Source organism: Sorangium sp. So ce185 (genome assembly GCF_051526825.1).
Lineage (GTDB): Bacteria > Myxococcota_A > Polyangia > Polyangiales > Polyangiaceae > Sorangium > Sorangium cellulosum_D.
In genome coordinates this window covers 9,636,080-9,658,004 of record NZ_CP150316.1, presented here as the reverse complement: position 1 = coordinate 9,658,004, position 21,925 = coordinate 9,636,080, and the positions used below count along the sequence as shown (strand labels likewise).

Annotated in this window: 20 protein-coding genes and 1 pseudogene; 13 read left to right on the top strand and 8 right to left on the bottom strand. The window is 73.4% G+C overall.

Going from position 1 to position 21,925, the window contains the following annotated elements; all coding sequences use genetic code 11:
- Positions 1-22 precede the first annotated feature (22 nt).
- From WMF26_RS35400 to WMF26_RS35390, 3 genes are read left to right on the top strand one after another with little or no spacing between them, the layout of a single operon-like run.
- On the top strand, positions 23-2,338 hold the full coding sequence (locus tag WMF26_RS35400) for a xanthine dehydrogenase family protein molybdopterin-binding subunit (protein ID WP_437996323.1): 2,316 nt from the start codon (positions 23-25) through the stop codon (positions 2,336-2,338).
- A complete protein-coding gene (locus WMF26_RS35395; RefSeq protein WP_437996322.1) occupies positions 2,335-2,817 on the top strand; it encodes a (2Fe-2S)-binding protein in 483 nt (160 codons plus the stop codon). Before WMF26_RS35400 ends, WMF26_RS35395 begins: the two co-directional genes overlap by 4 nt.
- Entirely contained in the window at positions 2,814-3,743 is a 930-nt protein-coding gene (locus tag WMF26_RS35390; protein WP_437996321.1) for an FAD binding domain-containing protein, read from the top strand. Before WMF26_RS35395 ends, WMF26_RS35390 begins: the two co-directional genes overlap by 4 nt.
- On the opposite strand, the gene WMF26_RS35385 is transcribed toward WMF26_RS35390, so the two are convergent.
- A complete protein-coding gene (locus tag WMF26_RS35385) occupies positions 3,744-3,947 on the bottom strand; it encodes a hypothetical protein (protein WP_437996320.1) in 204 nt (67 codons plus the stop codon).
- Positions 3,948-5,325: 1,378 nt separating this feature from the next.
- Here WMF26_RS35385 and WMF26_RS35380 point away from each other — a divergent pair.
- The gene (locus WMF26_RS35380; protein WP_437996319.1) at positions 5,326-6,192 is read left to right on the top strand and encodes a hypothetical protein; all 867 of its coding nucleotides are present in this window, start codon (positions 5,326-5,328) and stop codon (positions 6,190-6,192) included.
- Positions 6,193-6,506: 314 nt separating this feature from the next.
- Here the strand turns inward: WMF26_RS35380 and WMF26_RS35375 are convergent, their stop codons facing one another.
- The 3 genes from WMF26_RS35375 to WMF26_RS35365 form a co-directional block, all read right to left on the bottom strand.
- Complete coding sequence (locus WMF26_RS35375) at positions 6,507-6,833, bottom strand: hypothetical protein (RefSeq protein ID WP_437996318.1); 327 nt, start codon at positions 6,831-6,833, stop codon at positions 6,507-6,509.
- A gap of 351 nt (positions 6,834-7,184) precedes the next feature.
- Positions 7,185-8,243, bottom strand: coding sequence for a hypothetical protein (locus WMF26_RS35370; RefSeq protein ID WP_437996317.1), 1,059 nt, complete (start codon positions 8,241-8,243; stop codon positions 7,185-7,187).
- Positions 8,244-8,556: 313 nt separating this feature from the next.
- Positions 8,557-9,519: a DUF2971 domain-containing protein gene (locus WMF26_RS35365; RefSeq protein WP_437996316.1), complete on the bottom strand. Its 963-nt coding sequence runs from the start codon at positions 9,517-9,519 to the stop codon at positions 8,557-8,559.
- A 383-nt stretch (positions 9,520-9,902) separates the two neighbouring features.
- On the opposite strand from WMF26_RS35365, the gene WMF26_RS35360 reads away from it, so the two are divergent.
- Entirely contained in the window at positions 9,903-10,283 is a 381-nt protein-coding gene (locus tag WMF26_RS35360) for a site-specific integrase (protein WP_437996315.1), read from the top strand.
- 369 nt (positions 10,284-10,652) lie between these two features.
- On the opposite strand, the gene WMF26_RS35355 is transcribed toward WMF26_RS35360, so the two are convergent.
- On the bottom strand, positions 10,653-10,934 hold the full coding sequence (locus tag WMF26_RS35355) for a helix-turn-helix domain-containing protein (protein ID WP_061626696.1): 282 nt from the start codon (positions 10,932-10,934) through the stop codon (positions 10,653-10,655).
- A 164-nt stretch (positions 10,935-11,098) separates the two neighbouring features.
- On the opposite strand from WMF26_RS35355, the gene WMF26_RS35350 reads away from it, so the two are divergent.
- The 6 genes and pseudogenes from WMF26_RS35350 (at position 11,099) to WMF26_RS35325 (ending at position 14,664) form a co-directional block, all read left to right on the top strand.
- Positions 11,099-11,749, top strand: coding sequence for a sigma-70 family RNA polymerase sigma factor (locus WMF26_RS35350; RefSeq protein WP_437996314.1), 651 nt, complete (start codon positions 11,099-11,101; stop codon positions 11,747-11,749).
- Positions 11,746-12,372, top strand: coding sequence for a JAB domain-containing protein (locus tag WMF26_RS35345; protein ID WP_437996313.1), 627 nt, complete (start codon positions 11,746-11,748; stop codon positions 12,370-12,372). The genes WMF26_RS35350 and WMF26_RS35345 overlap by 4 nt, the downstream gene beginning before the upstream one ends.
- Before the next feature lie 75 nt (positions 12,373-12,447).
- Positions 12,448-13,506 (top strand): hypothetical protein, encoded by a 1,059-nt coding sequence (locus WMF26_RS35340; RefSeq protein ID WP_437996312.1) that lies wholly within the window; start codon positions 12,448-12,450, stop codon positions 13,504-13,506.
- A gap of 81 nt (positions 13,507-13,587) precedes the next feature.
- Positions 13,588-13,785: pseudogene (locus tag WMF26_RS35335) on the top strand (DUF6531 domain-containing protein); the annotation flags it as partial.
- 154 nt (positions 13,786-13,939) lie between these two features.
- A complete protein-coding gene (locus WMF26_RS35330; protein ID WP_437996311.1) occupies positions 13,940-14,350 on the top strand; it encodes an RHS repeat-associated core domain-containing protein in 411 nt (136 codons plus the stop codon).
- 59 nt (positions 14,351-14,409) lie between these two features.
- Positions 14,410-14,664 (top strand): JAB domain-containing protein, encoded by a 255-nt coding sequence (locus WMF26_RS35325; protein ID WP_437996310.1) that lies wholly within the window; start codon positions 14,410-14,412, stop codon positions 14,662-14,664.
- A 38-nt stretch (positions 14,665-14,702) separates the two neighbouring features.
- Here WMF26_RS35325 and WMF26_RS35320 read toward each other — a convergent pair whose 3' ends face one another.
- The 3 genes from WMF26_RS35320 to hisF are packed head-to-tail and all read right to left on the bottom strand — an operon-like array spanning position 14,703 to position 18,466.
- Positions 14,703-15,086 (bottom strand): TerB family tellurite resistance protein, encoded by a 384-nt coding sequence (locus WMF26_RS35320; RefSeq protein ID WP_061626700.1) that lies wholly within the window; start codon positions 15,084-15,086, stop codon positions 14,703-14,705.
- A 33-nt stretch (positions 15,087-15,119) separates the two neighbouring features.
- Entirely contained in the window at positions 15,120-17,657 is a 2,538-nt protein-coding gene (locus tag WMF26_RS35315; protein ID WP_437996309.1) for a hypothetical protein, read from the bottom strand.
- A complete protein-coding gene (gene hisF, locus WMF26_RS35310) occupies positions 17,654-18,466 on the bottom strand; it encodes an imidazole glycerol phosphate synthase subunit HisF (protein ID WP_437996308.1) in 813 nt (270 codons plus the stop codon). Before hisF ends, WMF26_RS35315 begins: the two co-directional genes overlap by 4 nt.
- Before the next feature lie 178 nt (positions 18,467-18,644).
- On the opposite strand from hisF, the gene WMF26_RS35305 reads away from it, so the two are divergent.
- Together WMF26_RS35305 and WMF26_RS35300 are read left to right on the top strand one after the other, a co-directional pair.
- The gene (locus WMF26_RS35305) at positions 18,645-20,642 is read left to right on the top strand and encodes a zinc ribbon domain-containing protein (protein ID WP_437996307.1); all 1,998 of its coding nucleotides are present in this window, start codon (positions 18,645-18,647) and stop codon (positions 20,640-20,642) included.
- A complete protein-coding gene (locus WMF26_RS35300) occupies positions 20,639-21,904 on the top strand; it encodes a hypothetical protein (protein WP_437996306.1) in 1,266 nt (421 codons plus the stop codon). The genes WMF26_RS35305 and WMF26_RS35300 overlap by 4 nt, the downstream gene beginning before the upstream one ends.
- The last annotated feature ends 21 nt before the right edge of the window (positions 21,905-21,925 follow it).

The window sequence follows — 21,925 nt, the reverse complement described above, 5'->3', positions numbered from 1 at the left end:
GTCGGTGAGGAGGAGCAGAAGAATGGCGACGAGCCCTCCAGCCTCAGCGAGCGCCGTGGGGAACAGCGTGCCCCGCGCCGACGGCCCCCCCAAGGTCACGGGGGTGTCGCGCTACGTCGACGACATCCCGGCGATGCCGGGCGAGATCTTCGGGCGCACGGTGCGGAGCCCGGTGCCGCGCGGGATCCTCCGCGGGGTGCGGTTCGACCCCGCGTTCGACTGGAGCGACGTCACGGTGGTGCTCGCCGAGGACGTCCCGGTCAACGTGGTCGCGCTGATCCTGGACGATCAGCCGATCCTCGGGACGGGGAAGGTGAACCACGCCTACGAGCCGATCGTCCTGCTCGGCTGCGCGGACCGGCTGAAGCTCGCGCGGGCGGTCCAGGCCGTCGCGCTCGACATCGATCCGCTGCCGCCGGTGCTCGACATGCGCGCGTCGCTCGAGCGCGAGGAGATCATCTGGGGCGCCGACAACGTCATCAAGCGGTACCTCATCACGAAGGGGCGCCCCGACGCCGAGCGGGAGCGCGGCGAGGCCGCCATCGACGCGGCGCTCGCGCGCTGCGAGGTGGTCGTCACCGGCACGTACGCCTCGCACCACCAGGAGCAGCTCTACATCGAGCCGCAGGGGGTCATCGCCTGGTGGGACGAGGCGGGCGCGCACGCGACCGGCTCGATCCAGTGCCCGTTCTACGTGCACAAGGCGTTCCTGAAGGCGTTCGGGCTCCCGCCCGACCGGATCCACATCACCCAGTCGGTGACCGGGGGGGGCTTCGGCGGCAAGGAGGAGTACCCGTCGATCATCGCGCTCCACGCGGCGCTCCTCGCGAAGAAGAGCGGCCGGCCGGTGCGGATGATCTACGACCGGACCGAGGACATCGAGGCGACGACGAAGCGGCACCCGGCGTCGTGCGAGATCTCGAGCGGCTGCGATCGGGACGGCACGCTCCGCGCGCTGAAGGTCCGGATCCTCATGGATGGCGGCGCGTACGCGACGCTGTCGCAGGTGGTCCTGTCGCGCGGCGCCCTCCACGCCTCGGGCGCGTACCGCTGGGACGACGTGTGGATCGAGGCGACCGCCGTCGCGACGAACACGCCGCCGAACGGCGCCTTCCGCGGCTTCGGCGCGCCGCAGACGATCTGGGCGATCGAGCGGCACCTCGACCGCGTCGCGCGGGAGCTCGGCCGCGATCCGCTCGAACTGAAGGCGAAGAACGTGCTGCGCCCCGGCGACTCGACCGCGACGGGGCAGGTGCTCCACGCGAGCGTGGCGGGCGAGGAGTGCATCGCGAAGGCGATCGAGGCGAGCGGCTACCAGCAGAAGCGCGCGGCCGGCCCGGTCGTGCGCGGGCGCGTGGCGCGCGGGGTCGGGCTCTCCGTGTTCATGCACGGCGCGGGGTTCACCGGGTCGGGCGAGCGCTACTACAAGGGCAAGGTCGCGCTGGATCTCGCGCCCGGCGGGCGCCTCCGCATCCGGACGGCGTCGACGGACATCGGCCAGGGGACGGAGACCGTGTTCCGGCAGATCGCCGCGGACGCGGCGGGGCTGCCGCTCGATCGGGTCGAGTTCGCGGTGCCGTGCACGACGACGGTGCCCGACTCGGGCCCCACGGTGGCGTCGCGCACCGTCATGGTGGTCGGGTCGATCCTCGAGGCCGCGGCGCGCGAGCTCTCGGGCCGCGTGCGCGCGGAGCAGGAGGCGGCGCGGCAGCGCGCCGCGGCGGAGGGGCGCGCGGGCGCGGCGGCGCCGAGCTTCGAGGAGGCGGCCGACCTGCTGCTCGCCCGCGAGGGGCAGGTGACGTCGCTGAAGCAGTACGAGCCGCCGGGCTACGTGCGCTGGGACGACGAGGCCTACAAGGGAGACGCGTACCCGTGCTTCGGCTGGGCGTGCGACGTGGCCGAGGTCGAGGTGGACCTCGACACCTTCGAGGTGACGGTCGTCGACTTCTGGTCGGCCGCCGACGTGGGCAAGGCGATCCACCCGGTGATGTGCAAGGGGCAGATCGAGGGCGGCAGCCTCCAGGCGATCGGCTGGGCGCTCTCCGAGGAGATCGTCTGGCAGGGCGGCAAGATCAGGAACCCGCGGATGACCAACTACATCATCCCGACGTCGCTCGACGCGCCGCCGTTCCATGTCGACCTCGTCGAGGCGCCGTTCCCGTTCGGTCCGGGCGGCGGGGCCAAGGGCATCGGCGAGATGCCGATGGACGGCGGCGCGCCCGCGATCGCCGCGGCGGTCGAGCACGCGACGGGGATCGCCGCGTGGGCGCTGCCGCTCACGCCGGAGCGCCTGTTCGAGGCGGCGCGCGGCGCCGCGGGGGGAGGGGAGCGCGCATGAAGGTATCGCTCGTCGTGAACGGCTCGCCGCGCGAGGTCGACCTGCCGCCGCTCTCGCGGCTGCTCGACGCGCTCCGGGGGCCGCTCGGGCTCACGGGCACGAAGGAGGGGTGCGCGGAGGGCGAGTGCGGCGCGTGCACGGTGCTGATCGACGGCGATCCCGTGAACGCGTGCCTCGTCGCGATCGGGCAGTGCGAGGGCCGGCGCGTGACGACGGTCGAGGGCCTCGGGGCCGCCGGGCACCTGTCGCCGCTGCAGCGCTGCTTCATCGAGGAGGGCGGCGCGCAGTGCGGGATCTGCACGCCCGGCATGCTCATCTCCGCCGAGGCGCTGCTCGCGCGGAACGCGGATCCGTCGGAGATCGAGGTGCGCGAGGCGCTCGCGGGCAACCTCTGCCGCTGCACCGGCTACCAGCGGATCGTCGAGAGCGTCCGCGCCGCGGCGGCGCTCCGCCGCGGCGGGGGAGGGGAGGCGCCGTGAGCATCGCGGATCTCGGGCTGTTCGAGATGCGGCGCGTCTCGGGGCTGGGCGCCCTGTGCGAGCTCGTGGCGGAGCAGGCCGCGCGCGGCGCGGCGGTCGCGCTCCTGGCCGGCGGCACCGACTGGGTCGTCGAGCAGGAGCTCCGGCCGCCGCTCGGCGCGCCGGCCCCGGGCGGCGCCGGCCCGGCGGCGCCGCCGCTCGTCGTCGACGTGTCCCGGCTCTCGGACCTGCGCGGCATCTCGATCTACGGCGGCACGCACGGCGACACGCTCCGGGTGGGCGCCGCGACGACGTACCTCGAGATGCGCCGGAGCGACGCGATCGTGGAGCGGGCGCCGCTCCTCGCGCGGATGAGCCGCGACGTGGGCGCGGTGCAGATCCAGGCGCGCGGCACGCTCGGCGGCAACCTGGCCACGGCGTCGCCGGCGGCCGACGGCGTCGCCGCGCTCGCCGCCTACGACGCGACCGTCGTGGTGCAGAGCGTCCGGGGCGAGCGGCGCATCCCGATGAGCGCCCTGCAGACGGGCTACAAGCGCACGTCGCGCGCGCCGGACGAGGTGATCGTGGCCGTGGAGATCGCGCTGCCGGAGCGCGGATCGCCCTGGTACTGGCGGAAGGTCGGCGCGCGCCGGGCGCAGGCGATCTCGAAGGTCGCGCTCGCGGGGGTGGCCGAGGTGCGATCCGGGCGGCTCGCGCGGCTCGGGCTGGGGATGGCGTCGGTCGCGCCCACGACGGCGCTCCTGCCGACCGTGCGCGCGCTGTGCCTCTCGCGCCCGCTCGGCGAGCTCACCGCGGCGGAGGTCGACGCCGCGGTGGCGCAGGACATCGCGCCGATCGACGACGTGCGCTCGACGCGGGCCTACCGGGAGCACTGCGCTCGCGGGGTGGTGCGAGAGCTCCTCCGGCAGCTCGGCGCGCCGGTCTGATCACTCCATCCAGTCGAGCTGCGCGGCCTCGGGCCGGCGGCTGCGCCCGCCAGCTCGCGCCGGCCGCTCGCGCGACGGCGGCGCGGGCGGAGGATCCATGTCCGCGTCGTCGCAGCGAGCGCACCGCCGCGGGGTGTCGGTGCCGGCCTGGAAGATGGTGACGCAGCCGCAGGCCTGACAGATCATGCCGATGTCGTAATTCATGAGCACTCCTCGACGACGAACGCTCCGGGGCGGCCCGAGCGGCGGGAGGATGCGCTGGATGGGCGACACGCGCGCGACGGCGCTGCAACATCGCGCGGAAGGGATCCGAGCCGGGCGGGACCAAGCCCGGGCGGGTGCGCCGAGCCGCGCGCCGGCGGGGGGCTGTGCGCGGCGGCGCGCGGGTGGGCGCTCGGCCATCCGCCAAGACGGGGGCCGGGGAGCTTGCGCATGCAACACCACCCGGCATGTCTCACTTCGGGCCATGCCTCCTGAGACGTCTCGTCGCGCGCCACACAAGGCGCGCCTGAGACGTAGAGTCCCCTGAGAGCTTATGGCACCTCGTTCGGTGCTCGATCGCGCCCACCCGCGCGCCGCCGCGCACAGCCCCCCGCCGGCGCTCACGTCGCCTTGCGAGGAGGGCCGACATCGAGACGCCGAGCTGCAGGGCGCGCTGGACGTGCACGGAGACGCCTCCAAAGCATCCCTCCGATGCCGAAGCAGGCACCGAAGCCTTCGGCGATTGACACATGAGCGAACGCCCCAAGAGCGCTGGCCTCGTAGCTCGTCTCCTTTCGCGGTGGCCGTGCTCGGCCTCGTCTTTGGTGGTGGATAGAATCGTGCGTTGTTCGCCTTGCTGCACCCGATGGGGACCCTTCGCCGCCCCGCCCGGACAAACTCAAGAGCGCCGTCGTCGAGCGCCACGGCGACGCGATCCGGTTCCGCCCCACGCGGCTTCGGTGTCACGAGCGGCGGCCGGTACGGCGCCTCCGCGCTGACCGCTTCTCACGCCTGCGTCCACTCGCCGTCGCGCGCACCGCTGCGCGTGACGCCCGCGACGTGCCGCGCCGTGCCCAGCATCGGCCGGTGGGCTGCCAGCACCTCGCGGCTCCCTGCCAGCACCTCCCGGCGACTCCCCCAGCAGCCCCGGGATGCCTGCCAGCGTCCGCTGGTACGGCTCCTCGAACGTGCTGGTACGGCTCCTCGAACGTGCTGGTATGGCTCCTCGGACCTGCTGGTACGGCTCCTCGAACGTGCTGGTACGGCTCCTCGAACGTGCTGGTACGGCTCCTCGAATGTGCTGGTACGGCTCCTCGAATGTGCTGGTACGGCTCCTCGAACGTGCTGGTGCGGCTCCTCGAATGTGCTGGTACGGCTCCTCGGACCTGCTGACACGATTCCCGGCCGTCTCGGCGGCGCTGGCCGCGCTCCCGGCCCGCTGGGCCCACGCGCCGGTGCGCAGGGGCGCCCCCCGGGCGCGCTGGCGCAGCGCCGCGGAGACGCAATCGTGCTCTCCGGATCACCGGAGCCCACGTGGGTCGTTGCGAGCTCTGCCGTCATGCTACGTCTGCCCGCTCGCCACCCCAATGGAGGTAGGTTCATGGGAATCGAATTGTCGCAAGAGCAGCTCGCCGTCCTGAAGGAGACCCGCGCGGTCGCCACCCCCGCGGAGTTCCGGACCCTCCTCGATACCGCGCGTCCCGAGATGGACCGCATCGTCCGCGAGGTCATGGAGCCGAGCCAACCCATCTCGACCACCCTCACGGAGCTCCGGGATCTCTACCTGTCCGTCGTCCAGTACGAGGCGCCGCTCGCCAGCAAGGCCTACGGCCCCGAGCGCCGCGCGCTGCTCCGCGGCGCCATCCAGCTCCTCGACACGGCGAACCTCTGGTTCGGCGAGGGCAAGCGCACGGGCGCCTACCAGGTGCGGCCCGTCGACCAGGTGATCAAGGCGAGCCGGCCCTGGCGCGCGCGGCTCAAGGCGTTCGCCGACCAGGCGTTCGCGTTCGAGCCGGACGTCGCCGACCAGTTCGCCGACGTCAACACGAGCGGCACGCTCACCGAGGAGACCAGCGACCTCGCCATGCTGCTCCGGCTCGCCGAGCAGCACCGGACCCGCCTGTCGCCCGTCGGACTCACCGAGGAGTTCCTGCGCGAAGGCAGCGCCTTGCTCGACGAGGTGAGCGGCCGCGACCTGCTCGGCATCCTCGGCCTGCGCAACCGGGAAGAGGCGATGGTGCTCCGCAACTCCATCGTGACCTATGCCACGCTGCTCGGGCACGAGGCGCGCGCCGCCGGCGTCAACGCCTGCTGGGACATCCCCGAGGGCAAGCGCCGCTTCAGCGCCGCCTCGTTCCGCAACGCCCTGCGGCGGCTCCGCCCGAAGCGCCGGGGCACCGCCTCCGCGCCGGACGAGCCGGCGCCGCCCGAACCTCCGCCGGTCGAGCCGACTGGCGCGCCGGTCTGAAGCCACGCCGGATCGAGAACGCGGCGCGCTAGCGCCGCGGACCCGCCGCAACCCCTCCGTCATTCCGGCAGGAGCGCCTCGCCCAACCGGTCGCGCTCCGCCAGGGCCGTCTCCTCGTCGCCCATGGCGGGCGGGCCGAACGACTTGCGGGTGTGCTGCGGGGGGCCGCGCCGAGCGCAGCGAGACTCGGCGCAACGTCAGCACCAGCCGCTTGTTCGGCACCGCCCTCCACTTCACGATGACTCCAATAAATCGCTTCGCGGTCTGGATGTCAGGTTGAAGCATGGCGCATCCCGCAAGATCCCTGTGCGCCGTCAGATAACATCCGGGTTGTTGCCCGAGTACCGCACGACACTGGGGAACTCGCGTGCTCGGAACCGAAAGACGATAAGCCCGCCTTCGCTGAGCCACGGCTCGGCCTCGGTTGCGGGGACCCTCGCCACGTCGTACTCGAGCCGGTGTCGCCTGATGGCCTTCCTAAACCGTTCCGGAACCCCTTCGAGGTGGCTTCCGTCGAGTGGGAGATCGTTTCCTACGGGGGTCTCGAAGAGACGAGCCCTCCAGAACGCGACCAGACTGAGGTCGATTACGTCGAGTTCGAGGTGTCGCTTGTGCAACTTCTTGCGAGTTCGCTTGTTCATCTGAAGCGACCTGTTTCGTGGCAATCGCGCTCCAGCGCCCCAACGACACGACGTCCGAGCGCCGCTGCCTTCTGCGACGCTCCCGATCGCACTGTGGGCCCGCTCTTCGCCGCCAGATCTCGCTGCCGCTCTGGGCAACTGCAACGTGTAATGTTGTCCGCAGCATCATCGCGACTCTCACTGGGTACCGGCGGAGCCCGGAGCGCGTGCCGAACGCCTTGCCAATCTGCTGCGGGGCGGGCTGCCGCGCGAAGCGCGGTTGCCCGAGCCGTCAGCCGCATTGGCATGTTCGGCGCCCGGTCAGGAAGAACGAATCACGCGACCGCCACCGCAGCTTGCGTTCTCCCGTCGTCATTTTGAAGGGCCGCGCGCCTTTCGTCGTCGCGCGGGCTGCCGCCCCGATGCCGCCCCGAGGCGCTTCTGAATCGCCGCTTGCGTTTGGCGGGGCAGCGTCGCGAGGTACTCCTCCGACAACGCACGAAGCATCGCGTCCGGCAACGCGAGCACCGCCTGCGCCTCGGTGAGCCCGGCGAGGCGCTGCTCGGGGGCGAGCCCCGCGAGGCGCTGCTCGGGCGCGTACGCCTGCAGCACCTGCTCCGGGGCGAGCCCCGCGAGGCGCTGCTCGGGCGGCAGCCGCGCGACGAGGCGTGCCAGCGCCTGCTCGAAGCTCTCGACGACCCGCTTTTCGTCCTTCATGTGCCGCTTCCTCTGCCCCGGGAGGGGGTGTCGAACCTGCTCGACATGCTCCAGGAGCGCCCAGAACACCGCGATCTCCGCCGGGGAGAGCGCCGGGATGCCGCCGGGGTCGGCGACCATCCCAGGGGTCACAGTGTACAGCAGATGCTCGTCCTCGCGAGCGTTGGCGGGCACCGTCTCCACCACCCGCAGCGGGAAGACCCCGAGCCGCCCCTCATGCGTGCCCGGCCCGGTCGGTGTGAGCGTGCAGCCCAGCGACCTCAGCGCCTCGGTGAAGCGCGGGGTCAGGCGGGGCGCGAGCACGCGAAGGGCGACCGCGGCGGGAGCTTCGATCTCGGCGACCACGAGGTACTGGAGCGCATACGCGAGGAGCATGCGCGCGTCGTCGCGCTCGAGCTCGTCGGTCGGCCCCTTGAAGTGCACGAGCGTGTGCTCGGCCAGCTCGCCCACCACGCTCGTGAGCAGGCGCGGCCTGGGTGGGGCTCCGCGACGGCTGCGACGGAGGATGACGATGTCGACGCGGAGGGGCTCGCGGGCGAGCTGGAACTCCGAGATGCACTGGTACCAGCCCTCGGGGAGCACGTGCTCCAGGAGCGCGACGAGCACCGGGTGCCAGGCGGTGTAGACGCGAACACGCCGCTGTCGCTGCGAGGATCGAACCTTGCGCGTCGCCGCCGTGCGGTTGCCCTTCGCCATCAGGAGCAGCGCTACCACGACCGTCGCCGGCCGGCGACCTCGTGGCGCGGCGCGGTGACATCGGCCACGACGTACTTTGCCCCGCGGCGTTCCCGCCCCGCATGAGGTGTTGGGCGACAACAACCGTCGGCTATGCGCTCTGGCGCCGAACGTCTTGGGGCTGTGCCGCGCGTGGGTGCGCGCAGCGCACCCACGCGTCGGTCACCAGCCCCTTGTTGGGCGGCATGCCGCTTATACCAAGCGGGGCTCTCTGCCGATTTCCTTCTGCGCCCGCGCACGGGTCCACCTCGGGTGTGAACTGACGGGCAAGCTCACGTTCCGCGAACTGCGTTCACGCAAACACAAGGTGGCCCTTGTCAGAGACACTTCCATGTACCAGACGAACATGAGTCAATGCGGCATTGCGCGCGAGAGCATCACGAAGCCGCTGGGCATTGCTTGCGGAGGCATCCTTACCGACATAGATCGCCGAAATCGCACGCGGGTCGATGGAAAAGAGCGAGACTTCGGTGGCTCCCGGTGAAACGATCCGATCGGCAGTTGCTCTGTCGCGGACCACTCTCCATTCACGCTCATAGGACCACGGGGTAGTCTTAACAAGGACGAGCTCGTCCGGCAGTTCGAGTTCCGCCGAGTCGCAAAAGGCCTCAGGTCTATTGGGTTGGTAGGTCACAGGTGCGGGCAGTCCCTGCCATCCGCTCTCACCAGGCCGTTGGATCAACGGACCGTAGCGTGTGTCGAACTCGATTGCGAAGCCTCTGTGGTCATCGGCATAGCGAGTCCACATATCGAGACTGTCGGGAGTGTCTGCTAGAGACAGGACGCCGAGCACGTCCAGATTGCGGCGCAGGACATCCGCGGACTCCTGAATCCGCTTGTCGATGTTAGTGCGGTAGGAACGAAGCAGATCAGAGCGGGCGCGGGCGATTTCGGCTTTCGACCAGAGACCAGGATTCTTGACGACGTTGCGCTGGATGATTCGATCAACTGCGGCTTGGAGATCTCTCGGGGCGACTACTTGCGGCTGGCAGTCCTGAGGATCATTCAGCACTGATGGCTGGCTGAATCGAATCTCCAAGTTCTCTACGATCGCGAAGTGATGATTAGCGGTTCCGACGTACTTGTACAGGTACGCCGGCGCCGCAGGTGGATCGAGCCTACGGCTTTCCACAGGCGTCACGGGTACTCGGCGCGTGACCGCTTTCTCCGCTTCGCGGCGCCTCGCCGACTTCCTGTCCTTCTTGTCCTGCTTGAGTTTTCGCGCCCGCTGGCGCTCACGCTGTTTTGCATCCATGAAAGACCCGTTTGCGGTGATGATGAAGAGTGAACGACCTGTGACGAAGTTGAGGCGAATCGCTAGGCTGCGTCAAGATCGAGTTCGGCGATCTCGCGGGAGGGCATGCTATGCGAAGCATGGATCGGAAGCCCCAATTCCCGATCGCCCGCCCAACGTCGCAATTGGCTGTGATGCACGACATGTCCACGCATTCGCATGTAGGCCGCGAACCGTGGCACCCTATCTCCATATTCCCGAGGATAAGTCGCGGCCCATCATGGCCTATCTCCGCAATCCCGCAGATAGACCGCGACCTTCCGCAGCCTATCTGCGGGATTGCGGAGATAGGCCGCCGCTGCGTATCTACGTATTCCCGTTGCTAGGTCTCGGACGGCGACGGCGTGTCGTCGCGCAAGATTCGTGCCGACGGCTGGGTGCCCGTCCGCTTCCACAGCGGCAAGCCCCCACGGCAGATGGGCGCGGAAGAGGTCACGGCCTTCCGTGACGAGCTTGCGGTCGCACGCCGCACCGCGGCATCCACGCAGAACCAAGCGCTGTGCGCGCGCATCTTCCTTTACAAGCGGGTTCTCGACCTGCAGATACCCCGGCTCGAAGCGCTCGAACGGGCACGCCGGCCGGAGCACCTCCCCTCGGTCCTCTCGCGGCTCGACATCAGGACGATCCAGACGCTGCTCGGCCACGACGATGGGCGGACCACGATGATCGACACCCACATCGTCGACCGCGGCCCTCTCGGCGTCGTCAGCCCCCTTGGCCGCTGACCGCCGCGTCAGCGGGGAGCGCCTTGAGCTCCGACCCCACCCCGTCGTCCCGGCCCCACTCATCGTGGAAAGGTAGCGTACCTGACGGCTGCCTCGCCTTGTCGAGGGAGGCCAGCGCGTGTTCGTGCGGGCTCCACACCGGACGACTCGAGCTCGGCCGCGGCGTCCACGCCGCGCGCTCGCAACGGGCATCCCCCTCGCCGATCCCGTCATCGTCACGCCCACCGGGGCAGCTCCGTCCCGAACCAGGCGAGCGGCCCAGGATCTGGGCGTCGGCGTGCCATGGGCGATGCCGCCCGCCACGCACGTGGTGACGTAGGCGCCGCCTCGTTCCGCAGCGGCCTCGAAGCGCTTGCCCAACGTTCGGGCTCACGGCTCGCGGGGTCGTGCCTTGCGTGGCCGGCCCCGCTTCACCGGCGGTAGCTCCCGCTGGCGGAACAGCACGCCGAGTCGGACGCCGAGCACGTCGGCCAGCCTCACAAGGACCGCCACCCCGACGTTGCTCTGGGCGTGCTCGACCTTTTGGAGGAAGCGGAGGGCGATCCCAGCCGCGTCGGCGAGCTCTTGCTGCGTCATGCCGCGCTTCTCGCGGATCCGGCGAACGTTAGCCCCAATGAAGCGGAGCACCTCCTCCAACCGCGCATCAGGCATGGCGAAGGAATCGGCGCTCGTCCGATCTGGAATACTGCCCCATATGGCACATTTGGATTGCTGGGTCCCTCTGCACCACGTAAGCTCCCCATAAGCAAGTGCTGCCCGCGACGGCGCCAACCGTCCGGGCAGCGTGGCCGAACCCCGCAGCAACGAGGTCCGACATGAGAACAGTACGTCCACGCCCCGAACAGGGCCAAGAGATCGATCCGCCCTCACGCCGCCGTCCGCGCTCCACGGCTCGCGGCCGGCTCGGTCGCCCGCCCGAGCCCCGTCACGCGTCGTCTCACCCCGCCGTCTATCTCGAAGCCACGGCGCTCCTCGAGCACCGCCCGCTCATCCGGAGCACGCTGCGCGCCCGCGGCGTTCGCGCCGCGGATCTCGACGACGTCACGCAGGAGACCGTGCTCGGCGCCTTTCGCAGCATGCGCGCCGGCCGCTTCCGGCCGTCCCTCGATCAGCCGCCGGGCGACGCCCTGCGCGCCTGGCTGGCCGCGGTCGCCTCGCGGCAGGCTTCGCACTACCGCGACAAGGCGTACCGCCGCTATGAGGTGGCCGCGGTCGAGCCTCACCGGCTCGCGGCGTTCGCTGCGCCCTCTCCGGAGCCGCGCCTCGTGGCGCGCGGGCTGCTCCGTGCCTTCCACCGCCTCCGCGCGGAGCTCCGTGAGGTCCTGGCGCTCACCGCCACGGGCCTCACGATGCGCGAGATCGCCGAAGCGCTCGCGATCCCGAGGCCGACCGTCGCCACGCGGCTCCGCCTCGCGCGGCGCCTCTTCGCCCGAGCCCTCACACGCCGGCGGAGGTGGCCGCGATGAGCACCGCCCCCGTCGACGCGCCCGCCGCGACGGCGGCCGAGATCCCGACCGCGACCGAGGCCGGCCTGATCGAGATGGTGCTCGGCATCCCGGCCGTGGGGCCGCGCATCCTCGGCACGGCCGCCCTCCCGTCCCTCGGTCGCCTCTCTCCCGCGGCGCTCGCCGAGCGAACCCAGATCGCGCTCCTGGACGCCACCCGGCTCGCCGCGGCCTTCGAGCTCGGCCGCCGCGCTCACGCCGCGCGCGCTCGCCGAGGCGCGCTCCTCACCGACGCCGCGCGCGTGGCGCGAACCTTCGGCCCGAAGCTCGCTTCCCTCGTCCACGAGGAGCTCTGGATCGCGTCGCTCGATAGCCATGGCCGCGTGCGCGAGACGCGCATGCTCGCTCGCGGTGTCGACGACGCCGTCTACGCGGGCCGCGCGACCATCCTGCGCGCTGCGCTGGACATGGCAGCCGTCAGCTTCGTCCTCGCCCACAACCACCCGAGCGGCGATCCGACGCCGACCGCGGAGGACGAAGCCATGACCCAGCAACTGCGCGACCTCTCCCATGAGCTCAACGTCCCGCTCCGGGCCCACGTCATCGTCACGCCCAGCGGGCGATACTCCGCCGTCCTGGAGTAGCCGAGCGCCGCGGGGCTCCCACGACGTCGCCGAGTTCACCGCGTCACGCCACGACGTCGCCGGCGGGCGGCGTCCGTGGCAGCGCTGCTCCGGATGGCGAGGGGCAAGCGCGCAGCGACGACGCGCGACGGGCGAGCCGCGCAGCGACAGCGGCGTGCTCGCGTCTACACCGCCTGGCACCCGGTGCTCGTCGCGCTCCTGGAGCACGTGGTGCCCGAGGGCTGGTACCAGTGCATCTCGGAGCTCCAGCTCGCGCGCGAGCCGCTCCGCGTCGACATCGTCATCCTCCGGCGCCGCCGCCGGGGCGCCCCGCCCGCGCCGCGCCTGCTCACGAGCGTGGTGGGCGAGCTCGCCGAGCACACGCTCGTGCACTTCAAGGGGCCGACCGACGAGCTGGAGCGCGATGACGCCCGCATGCTCCTCGCCTACGCGCTCCAGTACCTCGTCGTCGCCGAGATCGACGACCCCGCCGCGGTGGCGCTGCGCGTCGTCGCGCCCCGCGTGACCCAGCGCTTCCTCGGGGCGCTGAGATCGCTCGGGTGCGCGCTCGCCACGACCGGACCGGGCACGCACGAAGGACGGCTCGGCGTCTTCCCGCTGCGGGTGGTGGAGACGGTCCCGGCGACCGCTCGCGCGGGCGAGCATCTGCTGTACACTGTGACGCCTGGGATGGTCGCCGACCCCGGCGGCATCCCGGCGCTCTCCCCCGAGGAGATCGCGGTGTTCTGGGCACTGCTGGAGCATGTCGAGCAGGTCCGGCATCCCCTGCCGGGGCAGAGGAAGCGGCACATGAAGGACGAAAAGCGGGTCCTCGAGAGCTTCGAGCAGGCGCTGGCACGCATCGTCGCGCGGCTGCCGCCCGAAAAGGTGCTGCAGTCGTACGAGCCGGAGCAGGTGCTGCGGTCGTATGCGCCCGAGCAGCGCCTCGCGGGGCTCGCGCCCGAGCAGCGCCTCGCGGGGCTGAGCGAGGCGGAGGCGGTGCTCGCCCTGCCGGACACGACGCTCCGCGCGCTGTCGCAGGAGTATCTCGCGACGCTGCCCCGCGAAACGCAAGCGGCGATCCAGGAGCGCCTCCTGGCAACCTCGAAGCGCCGGCCGGCGCGCCAGCGAAAGACACGCACGTTACCGCGATGACCCACGGCGGTCGCTCGGGCAGCGGCTGCCCGAACCCCGCGCGCGGCCGCGGCGGGGAAGACGACGGCCGGCGACCCGGTCGATGTGGCGACGGGGCGGGTGTTCACCGTGCCGGTGGTGGATCTGGTGCTGCCCGCGCCGATGCGGCTCGTCATCGCGCGGCAGTGCTCGTCGTCGGCGGCGGCGATCGAGCGCGACGTGGGGCTCGGCTTCGGGTGGACGCACGCGCTGGCGTGGGAGATCGAGGAGCGGCGGCGGGGGCTCGCGCTGTGGCGCGGCGACGGGACGCGCGAGCCGATCCCGAGCCTGGAGCCGGGGCAGTCGATCCGGCTGTCGCCCGCGCGCTCGATCGCGCGCGAGGACGGGTGCTACGTGCTGCGCGACGAGCACGGCCACCTCCGGTACTTCCGCCAGGTCGTCGGCACAGGGGAAGGTGCTGGCGGAGATCGAGATGGACGCCTGGGGCAGGGTCAGCGACGCGTCGCGCGGCGCGACGAGCTTCAGGTTCCCCGGGCAGTACGAGGACGAGGAGACGGGGCTCTACGACAACCGCTACCGGTACTACGACCCGGAGAGCGGCAGGTGCATCAGCCCGGATCCGAGTTGCATCCAGGCGTCGCTGCACGCGTATGCGTATGCGGGGAACAGGCCGGAGTCGGCGATCGATCCGGATGGGCTGCAGACGACCGTGAGGATCACGCGCAAGGACCGCTCCGTCATCGAGCGCAGCCAGGGGCAGGCTGACAAATCCCCTCATTTTGTGGCCGATTCCTACGAGAAATTGAACATGAAGGCGGGAAGGCAAGAAGATTTCCCAGAGATTTTGCTTCCCGTCTTCACGTGAATTCCCCGAAAAATTGAGGGGATTCCTCAGAGGGGCAGGAGCAGCCGTGTCACGTCGCGGTGCAGCGGGCGCTGTCGCCCTGCACGGCGCACACCGCTGGCGCGGGCCGCGCGACCATCCTGCGCGCTGCGCTGGACATGGCAGCCGTCAGCTTCGTCCTGGCCCACAACCACCCGAGCGGCGATCCGACGCCGACCGGAGAGGACCATGCGATGACCCACGAGCTGCGCCACCTCTCCCATGAGCTGAACGTCCCGCTCCAGGCCCACGTCATCGTCACGCCCAGCGGGCGATACGCCGCCGTCATGGAGTAGCCATCGCGGGTCGCAGCGCGCCAGCCGCTCCGGCCACGTCAGAGCAAGGTCAGGAGGCGCCGGGCGCGGGCCTCGGCTGCCTGGATGATCGGCTCGGACTCGGCCTCGGGGATCTCGAGCTTCTTGCACAGCGCGGCGATGTACTGCTTCTCGGCGTCGTGCTGCTCGCCGTCGACGAAGGTGAGCAGCACCGCGTGCTGGAGCAGCGCGCGGCGGTCTTCGCCGCCGAGCTCGCCGAGCGGAACGTCGTCCAGGGTCCTCCGCTCGGCGGCGTAGGCGCGGATCTCCTTGGCCTGATCCTCGTTCGCCTCGAACGCCGCGATCAGCCCCTCCACCATCTCGCGCTCGGCGTCGTGGAACTCGCCGTCCGCCCACGCCACGCTCACGAGCGACTTCACGATCGCCATGCTCTGCTCTTGCATGGCGACGAGTGTCGTCGCTCCTCCGGGGCAACGTCAATCGCGAGGGGGCGGCGTCTTCGCCTCCGCGTGCGGCACGACGCGGAGGGCGACGCGCGCGAGCGGCTCGGCCATCGACACGAAGAGCTCGGGCCGCAGCGTCCCGGCGAGCCCGGCGCAGAGCAGCGCGAGCGCGACGAGCGCGAGCCACAAGGACAGACCTCTCCGGCGCGGGGTCACCACGGGCGCAGGCGGCCTGCTGTCCTCGTCCAGCGCGACCCGCTCGGCTGCGGGCGCGGCGCGCTCGGACGGAACGGGACGCTCCGCCCCAGCCAGGGGCGACCGCACGCCCGGGAGGGCGAGCGCGGCGCTCGCGGAGAGGGATGCGACCGGAGGCGGCGTGAGGGTGAGGTCGAGGCCGGCGAGCGCCTTCATGCTGCGCGCCGCGCGGCGCTGCGCGCTGTGCTCCGACTGCGCGACGAAGCGCGCGACGAGCTCGTCGACCCGGGAAGCGCCGGCGCCGTCCGCCGGGGGGCGCGCGCTCGGGGACCGCCGCGAGGCGCTCCACACGATGGCGTCGATCGGACCGAGGCCGGCCGGGCACGGCTCCTCCGCCGGCGCCGCGTCCGCGGGCGGATCGGCGGAAGCTGCGTGCGCGGGCGGGTCGGCCGGCGCCACGTCCGCGGGCGGATCGGCGGAAGCTGCGTGCGCGGGCGGGTCGGCCGGCGCCGCGTCCGCGGGCGGATCGGCGGAAGCTGCGTGCGCGGGCGGCACGACGTCGGGCGCCGACACCGGGGCCACGGCCTCCACCGCGAGCGATGCCTCGGCCGGCAGGGCAGGAGCTGCCAGCGGCGCGGAGGCCGGCGCGGGCAGAGCGTCGTCGCTGCGCGGCGCCGGAAGCGGCCAAGGCAGCGTGTGCCGCGACGCCGGCGTCTCTTCGACCGACGCGGCCGCCGTTCGAGGACCCACGGGCAGGCCGCCGAGGTGCTCCCGATGGACGAGCGGCCAGCCGCCGTACGCCGGCGTGACCTGGAGAGCTGCTGCCTCCTCGACCTTGTAATGAATGGCGGGCGCGCGCGCGGTCTCGACCGCCTCCGGCGGGACGTCGGGCGCGCGCGCGGTCTCGACGGCCTCCGGCGGGACGTCGGGCACGCGCGCGGTCTCGACCGCCTCCGGCGGGACGTCGGTCACGTCGGCGGTCGCCTCCGCCGGCGGGGCCGCCACGGCGCCCTCGGCCGCCACCATCTCGGCCCAGACGGCCGTGGCCACGGTCGGCGTCGGCTCCTGCGAGAGCGGGACGACGCCGGCCGGATCCGGCGAGAACTCGACGAGGATGGACTGGGTCGGCGTCGGCTCCCGGGGAGGAGACTCGACGACGGCGGGGGCAGGGGAGAAGTCGACGAGGAACACCTCGATCCCCTCCGGGCTCGTGAGCGCCTCCCCGTACGCCGAGGCGCCGCAGACGACCGGCGAGGAGGCGACGACGGCGCGCGCCTCGGCAGGCGCAACCGCTTCCACCGCCGACGCGATCGGCGAGCTCGTCGCGATCGGCGCCACGGGCGCGATCGACCGCGCCGGCTCGATGAGCTCCGGGATCAGCGGGATCTCGGCCGGCGCTCCGTCCGCCTCGACCTCCACGACCGCCTGCACGACGGTCGGCGTGGGCTCCGGAAAAGACTCCGCTGGCGCGGCGGCGTGCGCGGGAGGCTCGACCGCGTCGGTCTGCGCGGCGGCGTGGGTGGAAGGCTCGGCCGCCCCGGCATGCTCGTCGGCGACTGCGGCGCGCTCGGGCGACGACGCGACGGCGGCGGTCTCAGCGACCTCGCCCGCGATCGCGGGGGAAAGCGAACGCCCCGCGGTCTCGCACGCGACCAGCCCGGGGCTGAGCGTGAGCTCCACGATCGCCGGCGCGACCGGCCCCGGGCTGAGGGTGAGCTCCACGATCGCCGGCCGCGGCGGCGCGGCCTCGTCGCGCGCCGCCGCGGCCCCGTCGCGCGCCGCGGCGGCCTCGTCGCGCGCCGTCTCGGCGGCCGGCTCGCGCCGCGCGACCGCCGCCTCGGCATGCGGCGCGCGCTCCGGTCGCGCGAGCGGCGGCTTCACCCCCTCGCTCGCTCCCTGGGCCGCGGGCCTCTCCTGGACCTCCGCCCGCGCGCGCCTCAGCCGGCCGGCCTCCTTGGCGCGCAGCGTCTCGCGGGCGAGCCGCGCCAGCGCGCGCCGGGCCGCGTTGCGGTTCACCGGGATCAGCGCGGCCTCGAGCTCCCGCGCCACCGCGTCCGGGTCCAGCTCGGACGCCGGGCGCGGGCGCGCCGTCGCCGCGAGGTTCGGCATGCTGCCGGCCGACGCGGAGAGCAGCCGCGCGAGCAGATCGCGCAGCAGCCGCGCCGCCTCGGCGGGCGCCACCGGCTCGCCGCGCGAGCGCACCGTGACCGTGCCCTCGGTCGTGAGCAGCACCGCGCGATCGTCCAGCCGCAGCGGCAGCCGCGACGTCGCGTCGCCGACCGCCAGCGCGAGGTAGCCCGACGTCTCCGGCACCAGCGAGGCGCACCGCGCGTGCGCCGCCGCGAGCACCTCCTCCAGCGTGACGCAGGCGCTCACGAGCGCCCCCGCGCCGCCGCGCCGCTCGATCCGCCCGCGCGCGCCGGCCTGACCGGCACCTCCGCCGCCTCGAGGTACGCCTTGGCCTCGCCGATCGTGTACTCGCCGTCGTGGAAGATCGACGCGGCGAGCGCGGCATCGGCGCCGCCCTCCACGAGCCCGGCGCGCAGGTGATCCAGGTTCCCCACGCCGCCCGAGGCGATCACCGGGACCGGCACGGCCCGCGCGATGGCGGCCGTCAGCAAGAGGTCGTACCCGTCCCGCGTGCCGTCGCGGTCCATGCTCGTGACGAGCAGCTCGCCGGCGCCCGCGCGCGCGATCTCCTCGGCCCACGCGACCGCGTCACGCCCGGTATCGCGCCGGCCGCCGTGGGTCACCACCGTCCAGGCCACGCGCGAGGGATCCGGGATCCGGCGCGCGTCGATCGCCACCACGATCGCCTGCGTGCCCCACCGATCCGCGGCGCGCCGCACGAGGTCGGGATCGTTCACGGCGGCGGTGTTGATCGCCACCTTGTCGGCCCCGGCGTGGAGGAGCGCCTCGATGTCCTGCTCGGACTTGACGCCCCCGCCGACCGTCAGCGGGGTGAACAGCACGTCCGCCGTGCGCGCCACGACGTCCAGGATGATGCCGCGCTTCTCGTGCGACGCGGTGATGTCGAGGAACGTGATCTCGTCCGCGCCCTCGGCGTCGTAACGACGGGCGGCCTCGACCGGATCGCCGGCGTCCCGCAGCCCCACAAAGCGGACGCCCTTCACGACGCGGCCGTCCTTGACGTCGAGGCACGGGATGATGCGCTTCGCGAGCATACGTCCGCGTTAGCGTACCTGCCGGCCGCGGGCCAACTGTTGCGCGGCGCGCCGGCACCGGAGCCGCGGGGCGCCGTCCCGTGGATTCGCCGTCGTTTCTGCCGCGAGGACGGCGCCGCGCGCGCGCCGGATCGCCCGGAGCCTGACCGCGCCGCGGTTCCTCGCTACCATGGCGCCCATGCACTGCCCGCACTGCGGGAAACCGATCCCCGAGGGCGCGAACGTGTGTCCGCACTGCGGCGCCGCGCTCGCGCTGCCGGGCGGCGCCGCGGGCTATCTGAAGCCCACGGCCCGCACCATGGTCGGCGTCGCGCTCCCCGATCTGCTCCGGCAGGGGCCGCCTGCTCCGGCCGATCCGGGCGGCGCGGGCCACGGCAAGGCCGCGCCGCCGCCCGTGGCCGGCGGGCCGGGCGCCGCCTCCCGCACGATCGTCGGCATGCCCGCCGCGGCCTTCGGCCCGGCGCCCGGACAGGCGGACCCGCGCCTGTCCGGGGGCACGCTCGCCGCGGGGACGCCGGGGGCAGCCGCGCCGCGAGCGCGCTTCGATGCATCGGCGCCGCCGGGCGCGCCGGTCTACCCGCCGCCGGGCGCGCCGGCGTACGCGGCCCCGGGCGCGCCGGTCTACCCGCCGCCGGGCGCGCAGCTCCTCGATCAGACGGTGCCCCTCGCCCCGAGCCTCGCGGCGCGCGGTCCGGCGCCGCCGCCGGCCGCGTCCCGCACGCTGGTCGGCGTCGCCCGGCCCGGCATCGCGCCGCTCGCGCCCGGCGCCCCGGCCGACCCCGGGCCGGATCCCGACCTCGAGGCGCGCTACCAGCCGGCCGGCGAGCTCGGCGCCACCATCGCCCCGGTGCGCTTCCGCGCCCCGGAGCTGCGGAACCCGGTGCTCATGCGCCCGCACCGCCTGAAGCAGCGGCTCGCGCCGGCGCCGCCGCAGCGGCGCGGCCGCTCGTCGCGCCGGGCCGTCGTGGTCGTCGCCGCGGGCGGCGTGCTCGCGCTCGGCGCCGTCCTGTTCGCGCTGCTCTGGCCGAGCGCGCCCCCGGTGACCGCGCGCGCCCGCGCCGACGCCGGCGGCCGCGAGGTCATCGAGCTCCGGTGCGACAGCTGCCCCGACGGCACGGCGGTCTCCATCGGCGAGGGCCGCGCGACCATCGCCGGCCGCGTCGCGCAGATCCCGCTCGCGAGCCCGCTCTCCGTCGGCGAAAATCACATGAAGGTCGCCATCGACCGGCCCGGCCGGGGGCGCGATGAGACGGTCGGCGTCTCCATCCACGTCGCGTACCGGATCCGCCCCGACCTCGGCACCCTGCAGGGGGAGCGCCCCTCGATCCAGGTCGTGGTCGAGGCGAGCAAGGGCACGCAGGTGACGCTCGACGGCAAGGAGGTCACGCTCGCGAGCGGTCGGGCCATCGAGTCGATCGACGTCACCGAGGCGGTCACCGGGCTCTCGGACGAGACGAAGACCCTGAGCCGGCAGGTGCCGTACACCGTCGCGCCGCCCGACGGCCCGCGCGAGCAGGGCGTGGTGAGCGTCGCGGTCGGCATCGTCCCGCTCGGCATCGAGGCGCCCGGCCCGAGCGTCGTCATCGACAAGGAGAGCTTCGTGCTCGCCGGGCGCACGGCCCGCGGCGCCCAGCTCTTCGCCGGCGCGCACCCGATCACGGTCCGCCCCGACGGCACCTTCGCGCACGTGATGAACGTCTCGTCCGTGGGCGCGACCCAGTTCGAGGTGCGCGCGAAGATGCAGGGCATGGCCCCGCGCATCGCGAAGATCGCGGTGCGCCGGGTCGACCGGCTCGAGACCGCAGCGAAGGAGTTCGCCGGCCGCAACCCCATCGGCTACGTCGAGCTCGCCGCGGGCGGGAAGGACGTCATCGGCAAGCCGATCGCGCTGACCGGCGAGGTCCTCGAGGCGCGCCGGCAGGGATACTCGACGCTGATCCTGCTCTCGATGCCGCGGACGTCCGGCTGCAAGGCCGGCGCGACGGCCGCCGGCGCCGGCGCCGCGGCGCGCTCGTCGGACGCGTGTAAGGTCCGCCTCGTCCACGGCGCCGACAACCCCGCCCAGCGCGGGGACGTCCTCACCGCCTACGGCAGCGTCGCGCCCCCGTTCGTCGCGCCGGGCGGCGCCGAGATCCCCGAGGTGTGGGTCGAGTTCACCGTGAAGGGCGCCCGGTGAGCGCCGCGCGCCCGACAGAGCGCCGCCCGCGCCGGCCGCGCCGCCTCGCCAGGGTGGTCCTCGCCGCGGCCGCGGCCCTGCTCCCCGCGGCGGCGCCGTTCGCGTTCGCCGACGCGGTGGACACGAGCCGGCCGCACACGATCGTGGTCGGCGCGCCCCGCGGCTTCGCGCCGAGCGAGCGGCTCGACGCGCGCCGCACCGGCCGCTCCGCGGCGCGGCTGCCCTTCCCCGCGCGCGAGGTGTGGCGAAAGCAGCTCCGCGGCGGCATCGACGCGGCGCCGCTCGCCGACGCCGCGGGCGATCTCGTCCTCACGCTGACCGTCCCCGAGGTCGTCAAGCTCGGCGCCGACGGCCGGGAGCGCTGGCGCGTGCGCATCGGCGACAGCGCGCCGCTCGCGCCCGCCGCGATCACGAGCGACGGCACCATCGCGCTGATCACCTCGTCCGGCCTCGCCGTCGGGCTCACGCCCGCGGGGGGCGTGCGCTTCGCGGTGCCCCTCGGCCTCCGCGGGCGCGACGCCGACGTGACGCCGCTCGCGCTCGACGACGGCGGGCTCGTCGCAGCTGCGGGGCGCTCCCTCGTCGAGCTCGCCGCGGACGGCAGCGTGCGCGCCCGCGCCGAGCTCCCGGATCGCGCGACCGGCGCCCTGCTCGCCGGCCCCGACGGCACGCTCGTCACCACCGAGTCGGGCGCGGTGCTGACATGGCGTCCGCCCAGCGCGCCGAGGCGGCTCGGCGCCCTCGGCGGCCTGCCCCGGCGCGGCGCCGCGCTGGCCGACGCCCGCACGCTGCTCGCGGTCGTCGACGGCCGCCGCCTTGTCGCGCTGGATCTGCCGACCGGGACCGCCGGCGTCCGCGTCGGCGGCGCCTTCGGCGCGCTCGACGGGCCGCCCGCCATCGGCGCCCGCGGCGTGGCCGTGGTCCTCTCGACCGCGGGCCTGCTCGTCGGGGTCGACCCCTCGGGCAACGAGGCGCTCCGGGTCCCCATCGACCGGGCGCTCGCGGCCCCGCCCGCCGACGGTGGCCTCTCCGGCTTCTTCGGGCCGGTGGACGCGAAGCCGAGCCCGCCGGTCGTGATCGACCGCGCGGGCCGCGTCGGCTTCGTGCGGGCGAGCGGCCGCGCCGGCGTGGTCGAGGCGGACGGCAACGTCTCGATCGCCGCCGAGCGCGTCTGCGCGGCGCCGGTCGCGGTCGTCCCCGCGGGCGAGGAGCGGATGGCGGTCGCGTGCCGCGACGGCACCGTGGTGATGCTGGCGCGCTGAGCCGCGGCGCGCGGCCGCGGC